The organism is Bifidobacterium sp. CP2, assembly GCF_018555635.1.
In the GTDB taxonomy this organism is placed as follows: domain Bacteria; phylum Actinomycetota; class Actinomycetes; order Actinomycetales; family Bifidobacteriaceae; genus Bifidobacterium; species Bifidobacterium saguinibicoloris.
In genome coordinates this window covers 16,357-30,825 of sequence record NZ_JAFEJX010000002.1, presented here as the reverse complement: position 1 = coordinate 30,825, position 14,469 = coordinate 16,357, and the positions used below count along the sequence as shown (strand labels likewise).

The following is a 14,469-nucleotide window of genomic DNA, read 5'->3' as shown; positions in this document are numbered from 1 at the left end:
CCGCCATCGGACGGTCCTCCCCATCGTGACGCGCCGTGACGCGCCGTCACGCACGCCGCCGCGTGACGTCACACGTGACGTCACGCGTGACGGCGACGGCTCGGCTCATCGCCTGTCACGCCTCGCCTTCAACGTGACGGCGGCGATGACCACGCACAGCAGCATGACCACGGCGGGGACGGCGAGCGCCGCTCCGGTGTTCGCCATCGTCCTGACGGGCTTCACTGCGCCGTCGGCCTTGGCCGCCGGCTTCTTCTCGGCGTCGTCGGACGGCTTCTCCGACGGTCCCGTCGGTTGGTTCGGTCCCGTCGGCTGGTTCGGTTCGGACGGGTTGCCCGGTTCGGACGGTTCCGTCGTCACCTTCTCCAGCGTGCCGGAGAGCGCCTTGATGGCCTTCTCGACGGTCTTGGCGTCGGAGGACTTGGCGTCGTACTTGAGGTAGTCGGTGTCGGTGAGGTTCCCGTAGACCGTGTTCGCTTCGGCAAGAGCCTGTTCGAACGCCTTGCGGCTGGCTTCGGTGTAGGTCATCGCGTAGCCGTCGGCCTTGGTCTTCGCCTCGGCGGCGTCGATCGTGGTCTTCAGGTCGCCCAACTTGGACAGGTCGACCTCCTCGCCCAGCTGGCGGACGGTCTCGGACGTGTCGGTGCCGATGAACTTGCCGAAGTTGGACTTGTTGTCCTTGCCGCTGTCGTCGGTGTCGGTCAATCCAGGGTTCTTGCCGTACACGGCGGTGCCGAGGGTGGCATCGCCGGACTTGCCGTCGACGGTCCTGCCGGCGGAATCCGCGGTGCCGTTGCCCTGGTAGCGCAGGAGGAATTTGCGCGACCAGCTCGTGATGTTCGGGCCGCTGCCCACCGGCGCGCCCACGCCATTGATGATGGTGTTGAACGTGCGGACGGCCTTGGCGTTGTCATCCTTGTTCTTCAGATCGGCGAACGACTGGGTGGTGACGTTCTCGATGATCACGCCCTTGGCGTTCGGCACTTCGACGGCGTTGTCCATCTCCATGGCCGTGGTGCCGGCGCCGGTGTGCTGGTTGGGATCGGTGGGATCGCCGCCGTCCTGGTTGCCGTTCGCCGTCTCGGGACCGGTGTAGATGAACACGTTGTAGATGCCGAGACCCACGGCGTAGTGTTTCTTCACACCGTTGGCGACCTTGTAGGCGGCGTAGCCCTTCACGGTGCCGTTGTGGCTCATCCACTGGTCCTGGGAGACCGGGTCGTAGCACTTCTCGTTCTGGTAGAAGAACGTCTTGCCGTTCTCGCCGTTCCAAAGCGTGTCGTACTCCTCGTGGTGCTCGTTGAATAGGCCGTATGCGATGACGTCGTCACCGTTCACGACCATGCCGTTCTTGGAGTAGTTCCACTTGTTCTCGCCGCTGGGCCAGCCGACGCCGGCACCATGGTCGGCGCGCCAGATCCAGAAGTGATCGGTAATCGTGTTCTTGGTGTTGATTACGATGCCGTAATCGGCGGAGGTGGTGCCGCCGGTGGTGCCGCCGATGCGATAGAAGATATCCTGCAGCTCGATCGGGTCGTCTGCATCGCCCGCGTTGTTCTTCGTGTCGCCGACCTTCACCAGGTACTTCGAGTGCGTGCCGGCGTCGAAGATCAGACCCGCGATGCGCACGCCCTTCTTCGCCTTGTCGCCGATCTTGAGGGCGGCGTCCTCGTTGTCCGGGATGATGGTCGCCATGCCGGTACCGAGGACGACGACGCCGTTGCGGTCGATGTCGATCGGGGTCTCGGCATGGTAGATGCCGGGCGTGAGGTAGATGTTCCTGCCGGCGTCGATCTGCTTGTTGATCTCGGCGGCGGTGTCGGTCGGCTTGGCGATGTAGAACTCGGAGAGCGGGATGCTCGTGCCCTTGCCCATGCCGTCGTTCGCCTTGCCCTTGCCCCAGCTGACGCCCTTGGCGTTCTCGCGGTAGCCGGGCACGAACACCTGGTATTCGCCGTTGTCGTCAAGGTAGAGGAACGGCTTCTCGGCGATCTTCTCGGTGGAGTCGATGGCGGTCGTGACCTGCTGGTTGTTCCCGTCGCCGGCGATGCCCCAGTTGCTGGTGCCCTTGGTGCCGACGAGTTCGGTGCCGGTCTTGCCGTCGGAGCCGGGCACGTTGCTCGCGGTCACGCCCTGCAGGAAGTTGTTGAGCGTGGTGCCGTACGCCGCGCCCTTGAGCTCGGAGTTGCGGGTGTAGAACTGCTGGCCGGATGCGGTGCCGGCGGTGTTGCCGCCGTCATCGCCCTCGAGCTTGGAGTCGGCGGTGTAGCCGCCGGACGCCCAGCCGTAGTTCCAGTCGTAGGCGACGGCGCGGTCGGTCCACACGCGGCGCATCGGCGCGGCCTGGGCGACGCCCCAGTTCATGTAGTCGGGGCGCCAGGACTGGTTCAGCTCGGCGGGTCGCGAATCGCCCGGCGCGAACGTGGCGTTGCCGGACTTGCCGTTCTCGGTGCCGGTGTTCTTCACGCCGAGGTTCTCGATGGAACGCCAGAAGTTGCAGGTGGCGTTGCCCTGCTGGGCGGAGGCGCCGGCGTTCGCGGCGAGATAGGAGGACGTGGAGACGTTGTTGAGCATCGTGTCGGTCGGGATCTTGCCCAAGCCGTTCAACGAGGTGTAGAAGCCCACGTTGATGTTGGAAATCACGTTGCCGTCCTGCACATAGCTGCCGGGCTTGAAGTAGACCTGCCAGTGGTCGCTCCTGAACTGGGCGTCGGCGGCGATGTCGTTCTGCTTGGTGAACAGGTCGGCGAGGACCTTGTCGACCTTGCCCATGTCGTCGGTGGGGGCGAACACGAGCGTGTGGTCGCCGAAGAGCTCACGGTCGAGGGAGGCGGTGGTCTCGGGCAGGTCGGAGACGTCGCCGTCCTCGTTCACGGTGACGACCTTGTAGTAGTTGGCGTACTTACCACCCTCGTCGAGTTTTCCGTCGGTGTAGGTGGTGCCGGTCACGGGCTTGTCGCCGGTGACGCTCACGAAGTCCTTGTCCGCGGCGTAGGCGGACTTGGCGTGCAGCACCTTGTAGCCTTTGGCGCCGTCGACCTTGTCCCAGGTGAGGGTGATGGCCTTGCCGCCGTCGGCCTCGGCGGCCTTCACGTTCGTCGGCGCGGCCAGACGCACGCCCTTGGCGGTCGTCAGCGCGACGGCGTCGGTCGCGGAGGAGGCCGCGTCCGCGCCGTTGAGGCTCCTGACGGTGATGTTGTATGAGGTTCCGGCGGCGAGGTTCCGGAGCGTCGCCTGGGTGGCGGTGGTCTTGAGCGTGACGGTCGCCTTGCCCGCGTCGGTCGGCGTGGCGTCGATCTCGTAGTCCGTGACGAAGGAGTCCCTGGCGGCGGTGAAGCTCACGTCGGCGGTGGCGTTGGTGACGTTGGATACGGTCACGTCGGTCGGCGCGGCGGGCGTCGCGCTCGTGTGGACGATGAAGTGCCCGGCGGCGGCGTCCACGGCGTCGGTGGAGTCGGTCACAACCAGGTTCGTGCCGTCGGACTTGAGGAGTTCGTTGGTGTCGGTGTCCTGGAAGGCGACGGTGCCGTCGCCTGCGGGCACGAGTTTGATGGATTCCCAGCCGCCGTAGCCGCCGTCGTCCTTCACGCAGACCTTGCCGTTGTTCTCCGCGGCGATGCTGGTCCAATCGGTGTTGTTGCGGACGTGGCCGCCCTTGAGCCGGGCGTTGCTCCTCCTGCCTTTGACCGTGACCGTGCGGGCGCCGTTCTGGTCGTCCCAGCCGACGATGCTCCACAGCGTGGAGTCGTCGGACGCGTCGGTGAACGTGACGGGCGTGTTCGCCGTTCCGGGATCGGTGACGTATTCGCCGGAACCGACGTAGGCGTCTCCGTCCTTTTTCGCGAGTTCGATTCTGATGTCGTTGCCGAGACCGGTGTCGACGGTCGTCACGGCTTTCGCGCCCGTCTCCGCCGCCTGGGCCGTGTCGACGGCCGTCAGGCCGCACAGCAGCGTGGCGCATGCGACGAGCGCGCCGGCCGCGGCGCGCCATCGGGCCGGAGCCCCTCCCCCGTTGGTGGTTCTCATGGTATTCCTTTCTTCCTTCCTCACCCGTCCTCCTTGGCCGGGTGCATGAACACACAAGTGCATCGATGCATGGGTGCATAAGCATATGAATGAGATCGCGGACGATATGCTCGGCCTCTGGGGCCTTTGACGTCCGCTTCCGTATGCGTAACGCAACGCATACGGCGAAAAAAAGAAGGCCCGCCGCATGACTCGACGGGCCTTCGAGAGCCGTCCCGCGGAAAAGGGATTGAAACCGCGGGGGGGGGAGCTACAGCTTCTCGCCGTTGCTGGCGATCACGTCACGATACCAGTAGAACGACTTCTTGCGCGTCCGCCGGTACGAGCCGTTGCCCTCGTCGTCGGCGTCGACGTAGATCATGCCGTAGCGTTTCTTCATCTCGCCGGTACCGAACGAAATCACATCGATGCAGCCCCAGACGGTGTAGCCGATGACCGGCACGCCATCCAGGTCGATCGCCTTGCCGACCTGTTCGATGTGCGACTTCAGGTACGCGATGCGCGCGTCGTCGGCCACGTAGCCGTCGGCGTCGGGCGTCTCGTACATGCCGATGCCGTTCTCGACGACGAAGATCGGCTTGCCGTAGCGCTCGTACAGCGAGCACAGCACGTAGCGCAGGCCGACCGGATCGATCTGCCAGCCCCAGTCGGTGGCCTTGATGTACGGGTTGCGCACCTGGCCCGGCAGGCCGTGTCCGTCGAACTCGTCCACCTTCTCCGCGGAGACGGCGGCGCTCATGTAGTAGCTGATCGAGATGAAGTCGACCGTGCCCGCCTGGATGATGTCGGTGTCGCCCGGCTCCATCTTGATGTCGAAGCCTTCGCGGTCCCAACGGTTCAGCAGGTACTCGGGGTACGTGCCGTGCACGTACACGTCGCCGAAGAGGTAACGGTCGCGCATCAGGATCTCGGCGTGCATCACGTCGTTCGGGTTGCAGGTGGCCGGGTAGATCGGCACCATTGCGAGCATGCAGCCGATCCGGAACGCCGGGTTGATCTGATGGCCGCGCTGCACGACGAGCGCCGAGGCAACGAACTCGTTGTGGATGGCCTGCCAGATCCTCTGCTCGACGGTGTGCTTGTCGGCATGAGGGTCGGGGATGATGCCGGAATCCGTGTACGGGAAGATCTCGGTATGCATCTCCATCTGGTTGTTGATCTCGTTGAAGGTCAGCCAGTAGGTCACCAGGTCCTTGTAGCGCTCCATGACGGTCGAGGCGAACCGGAAGAAGTAGTCGATGACCTTGCGGTTCGAGAAACCGCCCATCTTCGCCAGGTGCAGCGGCATCTCGAAGTGCGAGAGCGTGACGACCGGTTCCATGCCCTTGGCACGGTAGTCCTTGAACAGCTCCTCGTAGAACTTCAGTCCTTCCTCGTTGGGCTGCTCCTCATCGCCGTTGGGGAAGATGCGCGACCAGGAGATCGAGGTGCGGAAGCACTTGAAGCCCATCTCCTGGAACAGCGCGTCGTCCTCACGGAACGTGTGGTAGTAGTCGATGCCGCGGTGGTTCGGGTAGTTGAGGCCCGGCACCACGCCGTCGGCGGTGATTTCACGCTTGACACCGTGGGCCCCGCCGGTCAGGACGTCGCAGATGCTGGGTCCGCGGCCGTCCTCGTTCCATGCACCTTCGAGCTGGTGCGCGGCGACCGCCCCGCCCCAGAGAAAGTCGTCGGGGAATCTCATCGTCATCCCCCGGTCTATTCGGCCTTGGCGCCGGATTCGTTGGCGTCGAGACGCTTGTACAGGTCGATCATCTCGACGACCATCGCACGGAACACCTCGGCGGCCATCATCTGGTCTTCGACGTGGGTGAGCAGCAGTCCCATCTTCACCGGGTTGCCGGCCGCCTCACGCTGCACGAGGCCGGAGTGCACGGCGTGGCCTTCGCGGTAGCTCTTGTCGCCTTCCTCGATGGAGGCATTCGCCCCCTCGAAGTCGCCTTCCTTGGCCTTGCCGAGCGCCTCCATGTAATCGGACTTGGCGGTGCCCGCCGCGGTGATCAGCTGGAAGCAGGTGGTTTCCAGATCGAATTCTTCGTCTGCCATTTCGTTACGCTTTCCTGTCTGTCGTTGGTTGCTTCGCTTGTCCCGTCGGCGCGATCACTTGCCGGCGAGCTTGAAGGCGAAGTCGAGGACCTTGTCGCCGCGGGCCATGCCGTAGTCCTGGGGCGCGATGACCTCGACCGGCTTGGTCGGGAATTCCTTCTTGACGTCCTTGAGCATGTAGCGGACCTGCGGGCCGAGCAGGATCACGTCGGCGTCCTGCGCGTTGGCTTCGAGGGTGGAGACCGGCATGGCGGAGATGTCGTTCTCGAGGCCCCGCTTGGAGGAGGCGTCCTGCATCTTCCTGACGAGGATGCTGGTGGACATGCCGTCGCTGCAGCACAATACGATCTTCATGATGTTCTCCTTTGAATATTGGTGATTCGGGATGATGACGTTGATGTTGTTGTTGATGTGAAGAGGAGGGGGCCGGTCGCCCGTCATATGCGGTTCTCGCGGACCGGCCGGTATCGGGGATCCCCGATGTTCGTACGGATGCCGGCCGTGGATCGTCCGGCCGGGGAGACCGGCCGGACGATCCACGGTCCGCCGGTCACTCGGCGGACTCGGCCTCGGCTTCCTGCTCGAGGTAGATCTTGTCCTGCATCTTGACGAACGGGTAGTAGATGGCCACGGCCATCGCGGCGATGATGACCTGCAGCAGCGCGCACTTCCAGCCGCCGAGGATGAAGCCGGAGATGATCGGCGGGGTGGTCCACGGCACCTGGACGGCGCCGAAGGGCTGGATGAAGCCGATGGACAGGCATCCGTACATGATGATCATCGCGCAGAGCGGGGTGAGCACGAACGGGATCAGCATGATCGGGTTGAACACGATCGGCAGGCCGAAGATGACAGGCTCGTTGATGCCGAAGATGCCCGGCACGATGGAGAGCTTGGAGACCTCACGCAGCTGCTTCGACTTGGCGAAGAGCAGTGCGGCGACGAGCAGGCCGACGGTCAGGCCGACGCCGGAGAACTTGACGAAGCAGTCGATGACCTGCGGAGTCAGGTAGTGGCCGCCGTTCGCCTTGCTCGGGTAGATGCCCTTGTCGAGGAGGCTCTGGTTGACGAGCGTGTTGGCGGTGAGCAGAGGGGTGACGACGCCGGAGACCACGTTGGCGCCGTGGATGCCGCACCAGAACAGCAGGGAGATCAAGATGGCGATGATAATCGCGCCGGCCCAGGTGTCGGTGAGGGACTGCAGCGGGATCTGGAGCACCTTGAAGATGAGCTCGGTGAGGGAGACGCCGCCGAAGACCTTGCACAGGTGGTACAGGATGGAGGAGCCGGTGATGACGATGAGGCCCGGGATGAGGGCGGAGAAGGCGTTGGTCACGCCCTGCGGGACGGACTCGGGCATCTTGATCTTCACGTCGTGCTTGATGCAGGCGGTGTAGACCCAGCCGACGATGAGGCCCATGATGATGGCGGAGATGATGCCGTTGGAACCGGTCCAGTTCTGGACGAACACGCCGGAGACGGCAACGTCCTTGGCGTTCTTGGTGGCGTCGGTGGCGATGTCGATGGTCTTCGGGTCGATGGAGATGTTCATCGACGACGGAGAGACGATGAAGAACGCGACCAAGGAGAGCAGGCCGGCGGAGATGCCGTCGCACTTCTCGTTGCGGGCGTACGCGTAGCCGATGCCGACCGCCACGATGATGGCGAGGATGTTGAAGGTTGCGATGCTGACCTGGTTGAGCGCGATGTTCCACTGGTCACCGAACGTCTTCGCCATGAAGTCGGCGTAGCCGCTGAACGGCAGGTTCGCGATCAGAAGGAACAGCGAACCAATCAGCGTGGCCGGCATCGTGAGGATGAAGCCGTCCTTCAGCGCCACCAGCGCCTTGAGACTGGCGAATTTCATGAAGCCATTCAGCATCGCGTCGCCGATGTCCTTCATTTTCTCCTTCATTGGATGTCCTTTCTTCCGGGCGGACTACCACATCCGCCCATTCCCGTTGGCGTCATTCAAAGACCATCAAGATGACACAACCATCCGTGTTGTCTACATCTTTAGTAGTTATTTAAACAACGATGATTTAAGTATACATCTTCTTGATATCTTGTCAACTCGGAAACGGCGACGCCGGGAAACGCCACGCAAACCGCGGGCCGCCAACGAAAACGGCGGTCCCGGAACACACCGGAACCGCCGTTCGACACCCAGGGCAGGCCGTCAGCGCATCGAGGCCATCGCATAGAACTTCGCGTTCTTGTAGTGATAGAGGTTCTTCGAGGCGTTGAACAGCTTGCCGTTCGTCAGGAACGCGTCGTCCTCGATACAGATGGCGGGATCGCCCTCGTTCAGTTCGAGCAGGCGGGCGGCGTCGGCGCCCAGCCAATCCATATGGATCACCTTGTCCACGAAGCCGAAGTTCAGTCCGAGATCGTCGTGCACGTAGGAGTACAACGACCCCTTCGCGATGTCCTCGTTGAGGAACGGCACGTATTCCTTGAGATACCAAGCGGTCTCATAGCACAGCGGCTCGCCCTCCACACGGCGCAGACGCACCACGCGCCACACCGGCGAGCCCACCGCGCAGCGCATGCGCTTCGACAGCGCCTCGTCGGTCCTGTCCAACGCCACCTCGCACACCACCGACGTGACGTTGTCCTTGCCGAAATCGGCCGAAATGCCGTACGAGGTGCCGATCGGCATATAGCCGCTGTCACGGCCCTCGCGCACGAACACGCCGTTGCCGCGCACGGGGAAGACCTCCCCCGCCTCAGCGAGCACCGCGATGGCGCCGCGCACGAAGTATCTGGACAGCCCATACTCCTCCATGAGCTGGTCCTCAGTGGGCAGTTTGCCCGTCTCGGAGAATTCCCCGTTGGCGATGCGCTTCTGGAGCTTCAATGCAAGGTCACGCTGCTTGGAAGCCATGACACCCCTCCTGTCCAACACACACGGCGGACCGGGCGGCATTCGGGCGCGACGAATGCACCACAGGTCGACATGCGACATCAATCGTCGATATTGCATATCATCGACTTATTCACATAACCTGACCACTATATCACGCCGCACGCCGCCGCAATGGAAAAAGCCCGGCCCCGGGCGGCGGGGAGTGCTCGTCCCGCCGCCCGGGGCCGGGCGGAGAAGGTGGCCCGGCGAAGGGGGTTCCGGGCCACTGGGGTGATGACGCGGCGTCACCCGGAGAAGGGAAAGCCGGGGATTCGTCGCCGCGCCAAGTCTTGTGTCACACGTGCGGTCGGGCCGTGGAACGGCCGCGAACCGCGGGAATCGGATGCCTGCCGGTCGGGGAAGCGAGCGCCCAACCGGCAGGATGGGAATCAGTCGCCCCAGGCCGGCTTGTAGAAGTCGCCGTTGAGGGCGGCCTCGGCCTTGGCCTTGGCCTCCTCGAAGGTGACCTCGGCCAGCGCGGCGCGCACGTCGTCCAGAGCCACCGGGGTCATGGACAGGGAGTTCACGCCGATGCCGGTGAGCACGACGGCCAGATCCGGATCGGCCGCGGCCTCGCCGCACACGCCGACCGGCATGCCGTGGGCGTTGCCCGCGTCCGCGATGAGCTTGATGGCACGCAGCACCGCCGGGTGCCACGCGGTCTGGTAGTTGGACACGGAGCCGAGGATGCGGTCCGCGGCCATCGTGTACTGGGTGAGGTCGTTGGTGCCGATGGAGACGAAGTCCGCCACCTCGGCGACCTTGTCGGCCATGAGGGCGATGGACGGGACTTCGGCCATGACGCCGACCTTCTTCAGGCCGAAGCTCTTGCCGAGCTTGACGAAGTAGGCGGCCTCGTGTTCGTCGGCGACCATCGGGGCCATGACCCACAGGTCGGCGTCGGTCTGGGCGTCGGCGGCGGCGAGGGCCTTGAGCTGGCCTTCGAGGACCTCCTTGTGGACGCGCAGGGTGCGCAGGCCGCGCAGACCGAGGGCCGGGTTCGGCTCGTCCTCAGGGGTGAGGAACGGCAGCGGCTTGTCGGCGCCGGCGTCAAGCATGCGGATGACGACCTTCTTGCCCGGGAACTGGGCGAGCAGCTCGGTGTACGCCTTGGTCTGCTCCTCGACGCTCGGCGGCTCGGCGTTGCCGATGAACAGGAACTCGGAACGGAACAGGCCCACGCCCTCCGCGCCGTATTCGATGGCGGTCTTGCCGTCGGCCGGCTTGCCCAGATTGGCGAGCAGCGGCACGTGGTGGCCGTCCTTGGTGCCGCCGGCCTGACCGCGCAGCTCCTTGGCGCGGGCGGCCTTGGCCTTGGCGTGCTCGGCCTCCTCGACCTGCGCGTCGGTCGGGTCGACGACGACCTCGCCCTTGGCGGCGTTGACGATCACGGTGTCGCCGGTCTTGAGGTCCTCGGCGCCGGCGGCGGACACGACGGCCACGATGCCGCGGGCACGCGCCAGGATGGCGGTGTGGGAGGTCGGGCCACCCTGCGAAGTGACGATGGCGAGGGTCTTCTCGAGATCCAGACCGGAGGTGTCCGCGGGGGACAGATCCTCGGCCACGAGCACGAACGGCTCGTCGGAGTCCGGCACGCCCGGGGCAGGCACGCCGCGCAGCTCGGCGATGACGCGCTGGCCCACATCGTGCAGGTCCGCGGCGCGCTCGGCCTGGTAGCCGCCGATCATCTTGAACATCTCCTCGACCTGGGCGAAGCCCTCGAGCACGGCGCGTTCGCCGGTCTTGCCGCCGTTGACGAGGTTCTGGATGGAGGTCGCCAGGGACGGGTCGGAGGCGAACATAGCGATGGCCTCGAGGATCGGGGCGGCCTGCTTGGCGCCCTCGTCGCCGTTCTTGGCCTCTTCGGCGCGGCGGTTCAGCTCGGCGTTGACGGTGGCCAGGGCCTTGGAGACGCGCTCGTTCTCCACGACGGCGCTGATGGATGCGTCACGACGGACGTCCGCGGGTTCCTCCAGCGGCGGAGCCATGCGGATGACCTTGCCGACCGCGACTCCACGTCCGATTCCGCTTCCGGTGATAACCATGTTGAGCACTCCTTTATGTCTTGACTTCGTTGCCGGCTTCCCGCGGTCCATCCCGCGGCGGTCACCCTCGCGCACCACGCGTCCTTGACGCCTCGGTAACGCATGCAGGTAATCCATTTACCGACAGTGACAGTATACACAGAAAGACCCGCCGCACAACGCCGGTAATCGATTTCCGCGTGTCGTGTTTTCCTGTGCTATAGTACCTATCAGCACAGGTCAGTGACTGACGTGCGCCCCAACAATTGCTATCGACAAAGGAGTGCTCCTATGGCAACCGCAACCCGTTCCACCGTGATCAACGATCCCGTCGGCATCCACGCCCGTCCGGCCGCGGAGTTCGCCCAGGCCGTCACCGCCTCCGGCTGCACCGTGACCATCGCCAAGGAAGGCGGCTCCCCCGTCCCGGCCGGCTCCATCCTGTCCATCATGGGCCTGGGCATCAAGCAGGGCGACACCGTGAACCTGACCGTCGACGGCGACAACGCCGAGACCGTGGCCGACTCCCTGGTCGAGACCCTCACCAAGGCCGAGTGACCCACCGGGGCGCATACCGCCCCGCACCTACAGACTTCGATGCGCGCGAAAGCGCAATCGCGACGCACCGAACCCCCTATTCCTAACGGTTTCGCCGCCCTGCACTACCATGTTGCGCCGGGCGGCGAAATTGTTTTCGCACCTCGTATGCCGCATGACACCACCGCATATGAACCCACGCACATACGCATAAAGGACTTGAACGCACATGGCCAGCCGGGCGTCGAAATCCCCCAGTTCCATCCTCGAGGTCGCCAATCGGGCGCAGGTCTCGACGGCCACGGTCTCGCGCGTGCTCTCCGGACGACGCACCAAGGACGACGAAATCGCGCAACGCGTGCGCAAAGCCGCCGCGGACCTCGACTACTCGGTGAACTATGCGGCCAGCGCCCTCCGCTCCGACGTGACGAACACCATCGGTCTGGTCATCCCCAGCGCATCGGACAACTTCTGCGCCGGACTCCTCGACGCGCTGGAACCCGTCGTCGACAGCGACAGCCGCCAGCTTCTCCTCGGCATCGCCGCCGACGAGACCACCCAGGTCGACCGCATCGAATCGTTGTGCTCGCGCAAGGTGGACGGCCTCATCACCGTCACCTCGGCCGGTGCCGACCTGTCCGAGACGTTCGACAAGTACGCCGACTCCATTCCCATCGTGCAGGTGGGCGGACGCCAGCGTTCCTTCCGCACCAACATGGTGTCCATCGACGAGAACACGGCCATGGAGGCCATCATCCGACATCTGGCCGAGCAGGGCGTCGAATCGGTAGCGTATCTGGCCGGCAAGGAGGTCTCGTTCGAATCGGCCGAACTGTTCGCCATGTTCCACACGCAGGTGCGCGCCGCCGGCCTCACCACGCAGAGCGAGTGGAACCGGTTCGGCGACCGCACGGTGACGCGCGGCTTCGACTGCACCATCCGCCTGTTCGGCGAGCGCGGCCATCCGGATGCAATCGTCTGCGCGGACGACACCATCGCGTTCGGCGTGATGATGGCCCTCCACGCGCTCGGCATGAACGTGCCGGAGGACATCAAGGTGGTGGGCTACAACGACTCCCCCATCGCCTCGGCGTCGCTGCCCACCATGACCTCGGTGCGCCCGCCATACGCGCGCATCGTGTCCGAGGCGTTGCGCCTCATCGAGGCGGGCCCCGGCCATCCGAGCCACGTCTCCCTGCCGCCGCAGCTCATCGTGCGCGTCTCCAGCACGAAGCGCTGACCGGCCACACAGGAGGACAGTCGGCCGACCGTCGCAGGACGAACGAGGACAATCGCAGCGGGTCAGCGTCGCGCCGGCGGCACGGACGTCGGATAGGCCGCAGCCGGTACGGACGTCGGATAGGCCGCAGCCGGTACGGACGTCGGATAGGCAGCCGGTGACGCGGACGACGCCGCGGACGGATACGCGGACGAAGCCCCGACGAACGGCCCCGCGGGGACACCGGACGGCACGGACGGCGCAGGAGCCCCGCCCGGCACAGACGCACCCCGCGACGCCTTGGATACGCCGACCAGCATGACGATGACGACGACGAGGACGACGAGGAAGAACGCCACCCCCAGCCAAGCGCCGACGCCGCTGAACGGCAGCACCTGCCTGGAGTACTCATCGGCGGTGATTCGCCCCTGCCGCAGGCGGTACAACAGCTGTTGCCCCGCGATGGCCGTCCAGACGCTCGCCACCTGCAGCGCGGCTCCGATCACCAACCCCGCCAGCGGGGCGATATGCCAGCCCGTGCCGGTGGCACGGCGGAGCCTGCCGCCCAGCACCATCATCGGCAGGAACACGCCGATCAGCAGCATCAGCGCGTTCAGCAGGGAGTACAGATTCGAGCCCACCAGCCACGCCTCCGACTCCAGACCGTGCGCCACGCCGTCGAACACATCCGCGAGCAGGGTCACGATGGAGACCACGAAGACGATGAGCACCCCGGCACGCGTGTCGTCGCGTCCGCCGATCCCCGCGCCGGCACGGTCGGCCTTCGCACGGGAGGACGCGACGAGCAGCAGGACCGTCATGACGCACAGTCCCACGCCGAGCAGGATGGTTGCCGCCACATACGTCGGATCGGGCATCGCCGACCTGAGCGCCGCGCACACCATATACAGCACCGTGACCACGAACGCCGGCACCAGACCGTTGCCGCGCACACGCCGGCCATCGGCCGTCAGCGACAGCAGCAGCGCCAACGCCATGTACAACGTCAGCCCGGCACCCAGGCCGTTGACGACCGAGGAGAACACCATGCCGCCCACGCTCGGCGAGCCGGGGAACAGCGCGAAACCAAGAAGCGTCAACGGCGTGTACAGCATGCCGAACACCGCGCCCACCAGCATCAGCACCAGCGGCACGCGCGCGGCGCGCAGAGCGGAGACGTCCGGCGCCACAACAGCGGCACCGACACCCGCCCCGCCGGCCTGCGTCCCACCGGACCGACGCGATTGCGGCGGCTGCGGCATCATCGCGCCATACCCGGCCGCAGGGGTCTGCGGAACCGTCGGAGCCTGCTGCGGAACCGGCGGAACCATCGGAACCTGAGCCGCCTGCGGAACCTGAGCCGCACCCCAGATCGGCACCTGCGGCGCCTGAGCCGGCGACGTTCCCCGCACGGGCGTCGGAGCGCCCGGCACACCCATCATCCCCGGCGCACCCGGAACGCCCGGCACACCCGGTGCCGCCTGCGGCAACGGGCTCCCGCATGAACCACAGAACAGCACGTCATCGGCGCATTGCGCACCGCATCGCGTACAGACCTTCATATCCACCCCTTCCACTGGTGAATGCCGGTACCGTCCGCATGGCCGTCACCCCAACACTGCGCCGACCAACCACTACGGCGGGAGACGGCGGACCCCACGGACCTTCCGCCTCCATGCTACGCCGCCCGCGTCACCGCCCGCGCCCGC

Annotated in this window: 10 protein-coding genes; 2 read left to right on the top strand and 8 right to left on the bottom strand. The window is 65.4% G+C overall.

Going from position 1 to position 14,469, the window contains the following annotated elements; translation table 11 throughout:
- Window positions 1-105: 105 nt before the first annotated feature.
- The 7 genes from JS531_RS01565 to ptsP form a co-directional block, all read right to left on the bottom strand.
- Window positions 106-4,026 carry a fibronectin type III domain-containing protein gene (locus JS531_RS01565; protein ID WP_214311710.1) on the bottom strand — a complete coding sequence of 1,307 codons (3,921 nt, stop codon included), beginning with the start codon at window positions 4,024-4,026 and terminating at the stop codon, window positions 106-108.
- Between the two features lie 250 nt (window positions 4,027-4,276).
- Window positions 4,277-5,716 carry a 6-phospho-beta-glucosidase gene (locus JS531_RS01560; RefSeq protein WP_214311709.1) on the bottom strand — a complete coding sequence of 480 codons (1,440 nt, stop codon included), beginning with the start codon at window positions 5,714-5,716 and terminating at the stop codon, window positions 4,277-4,279.
- 8 nt (window positions 5,717-5,724) lie between these two features.
- Entirely contained in the window at window positions 5,725-6,072 is a 348-nt protein-coding gene (locus JS531_RS01555; protein ID WP_214311707.1) for a PTS lactose/cellobiose transporter subunit IIA, read from the bottom strand.
- A gap of 54 nt (window positions 6,073-6,126) precedes the next feature.
- Window positions 6,127-6,426: a PTS sugar transporter subunit IIB gene (locus tag JS531_RS01550; protein WP_214311705.1), complete on the bottom strand. Its 300-nt coding sequence runs from the start codon at window positions 6,424-6,426 to the stop codon at window positions 6,127-6,129.
- A gap of 196 nt (window positions 6,427-6,622) precedes the next feature.
- Window positions 6,623-7,987, bottom strand: coding sequence for a PTS sugar transporter subunit IIC (locus JS531_RS01545; protein ID WP_214311703.1), 1,365 nt, complete (start codon window positions 7,985-7,987; stop codon window positions 6,623-6,625).
- Between the two features lie 264 nt (window positions 7,988-8,251).
- Complete coding sequence (locus JS531_RS01540; protein WP_214311702.1) at window positions 8,252-8,959, bottom strand: GntR family transcriptional regulator; 708 nt, start codon at window positions 8,957-8,959, stop codon at window positions 8,252-8,254.
- A gap of 410 nt (window positions 8,960-9,369) precedes the next feature.
- Window positions 9,370-11,025 (bottom strand): phosphoenolpyruvate--protein phosphotransferase, encoded by a 1,656-nt coding sequence (gene ptsP / locus JS531_RS01535; protein WP_214311700.1) that lies wholly within the window; start codon window positions 11,023-11,025, stop codon window positions 9,370-9,372.
- 270 nt (window positions 11,026-11,295) lie between these two features.
- On the opposite strand from ptsP, the gene JS531_RS01530 reads away from it, so the two are divergent.
- Complete coding sequence (locus JS531_RS01530; protein WP_214311698.1) at window positions 11,296-11,562, top strand: HPr family phosphocarrier protein; 267 nt, start codon at window positions 11,296-11,298, stop codon at window positions 11,560-11,562.
- A 208-nt stretch (window positions 11,563-11,770) separates the two neighbouring features.
- A complete protein-coding gene (locus JS531_RS01525; protein ID WP_214311696.1) occupies window positions 11,771-12,781 on the top strand; it encodes a LacI family DNA-binding transcriptional regulator in 1,011 nt (336 codons plus the stop codon).
- Between the two features lie 62 nt (window positions 12,782-12,843).
- Here JS531_RS01525 and JS531_RS01520 read toward each other — a convergent pair whose 3' ends face one another.
- On the bottom strand, window positions 12,844-14,322 hold the full coding sequence (locus JS531_RS01520) for a zinc ribbon domain-containing protein (protein WP_214311694.1): 1,479 nt from the start codon (window positions 14,320-14,322) through the stop codon (window positions 12,844-12,846).
- Window positions 14,323-14,469 lie beyond the last annotated feature (147 nt).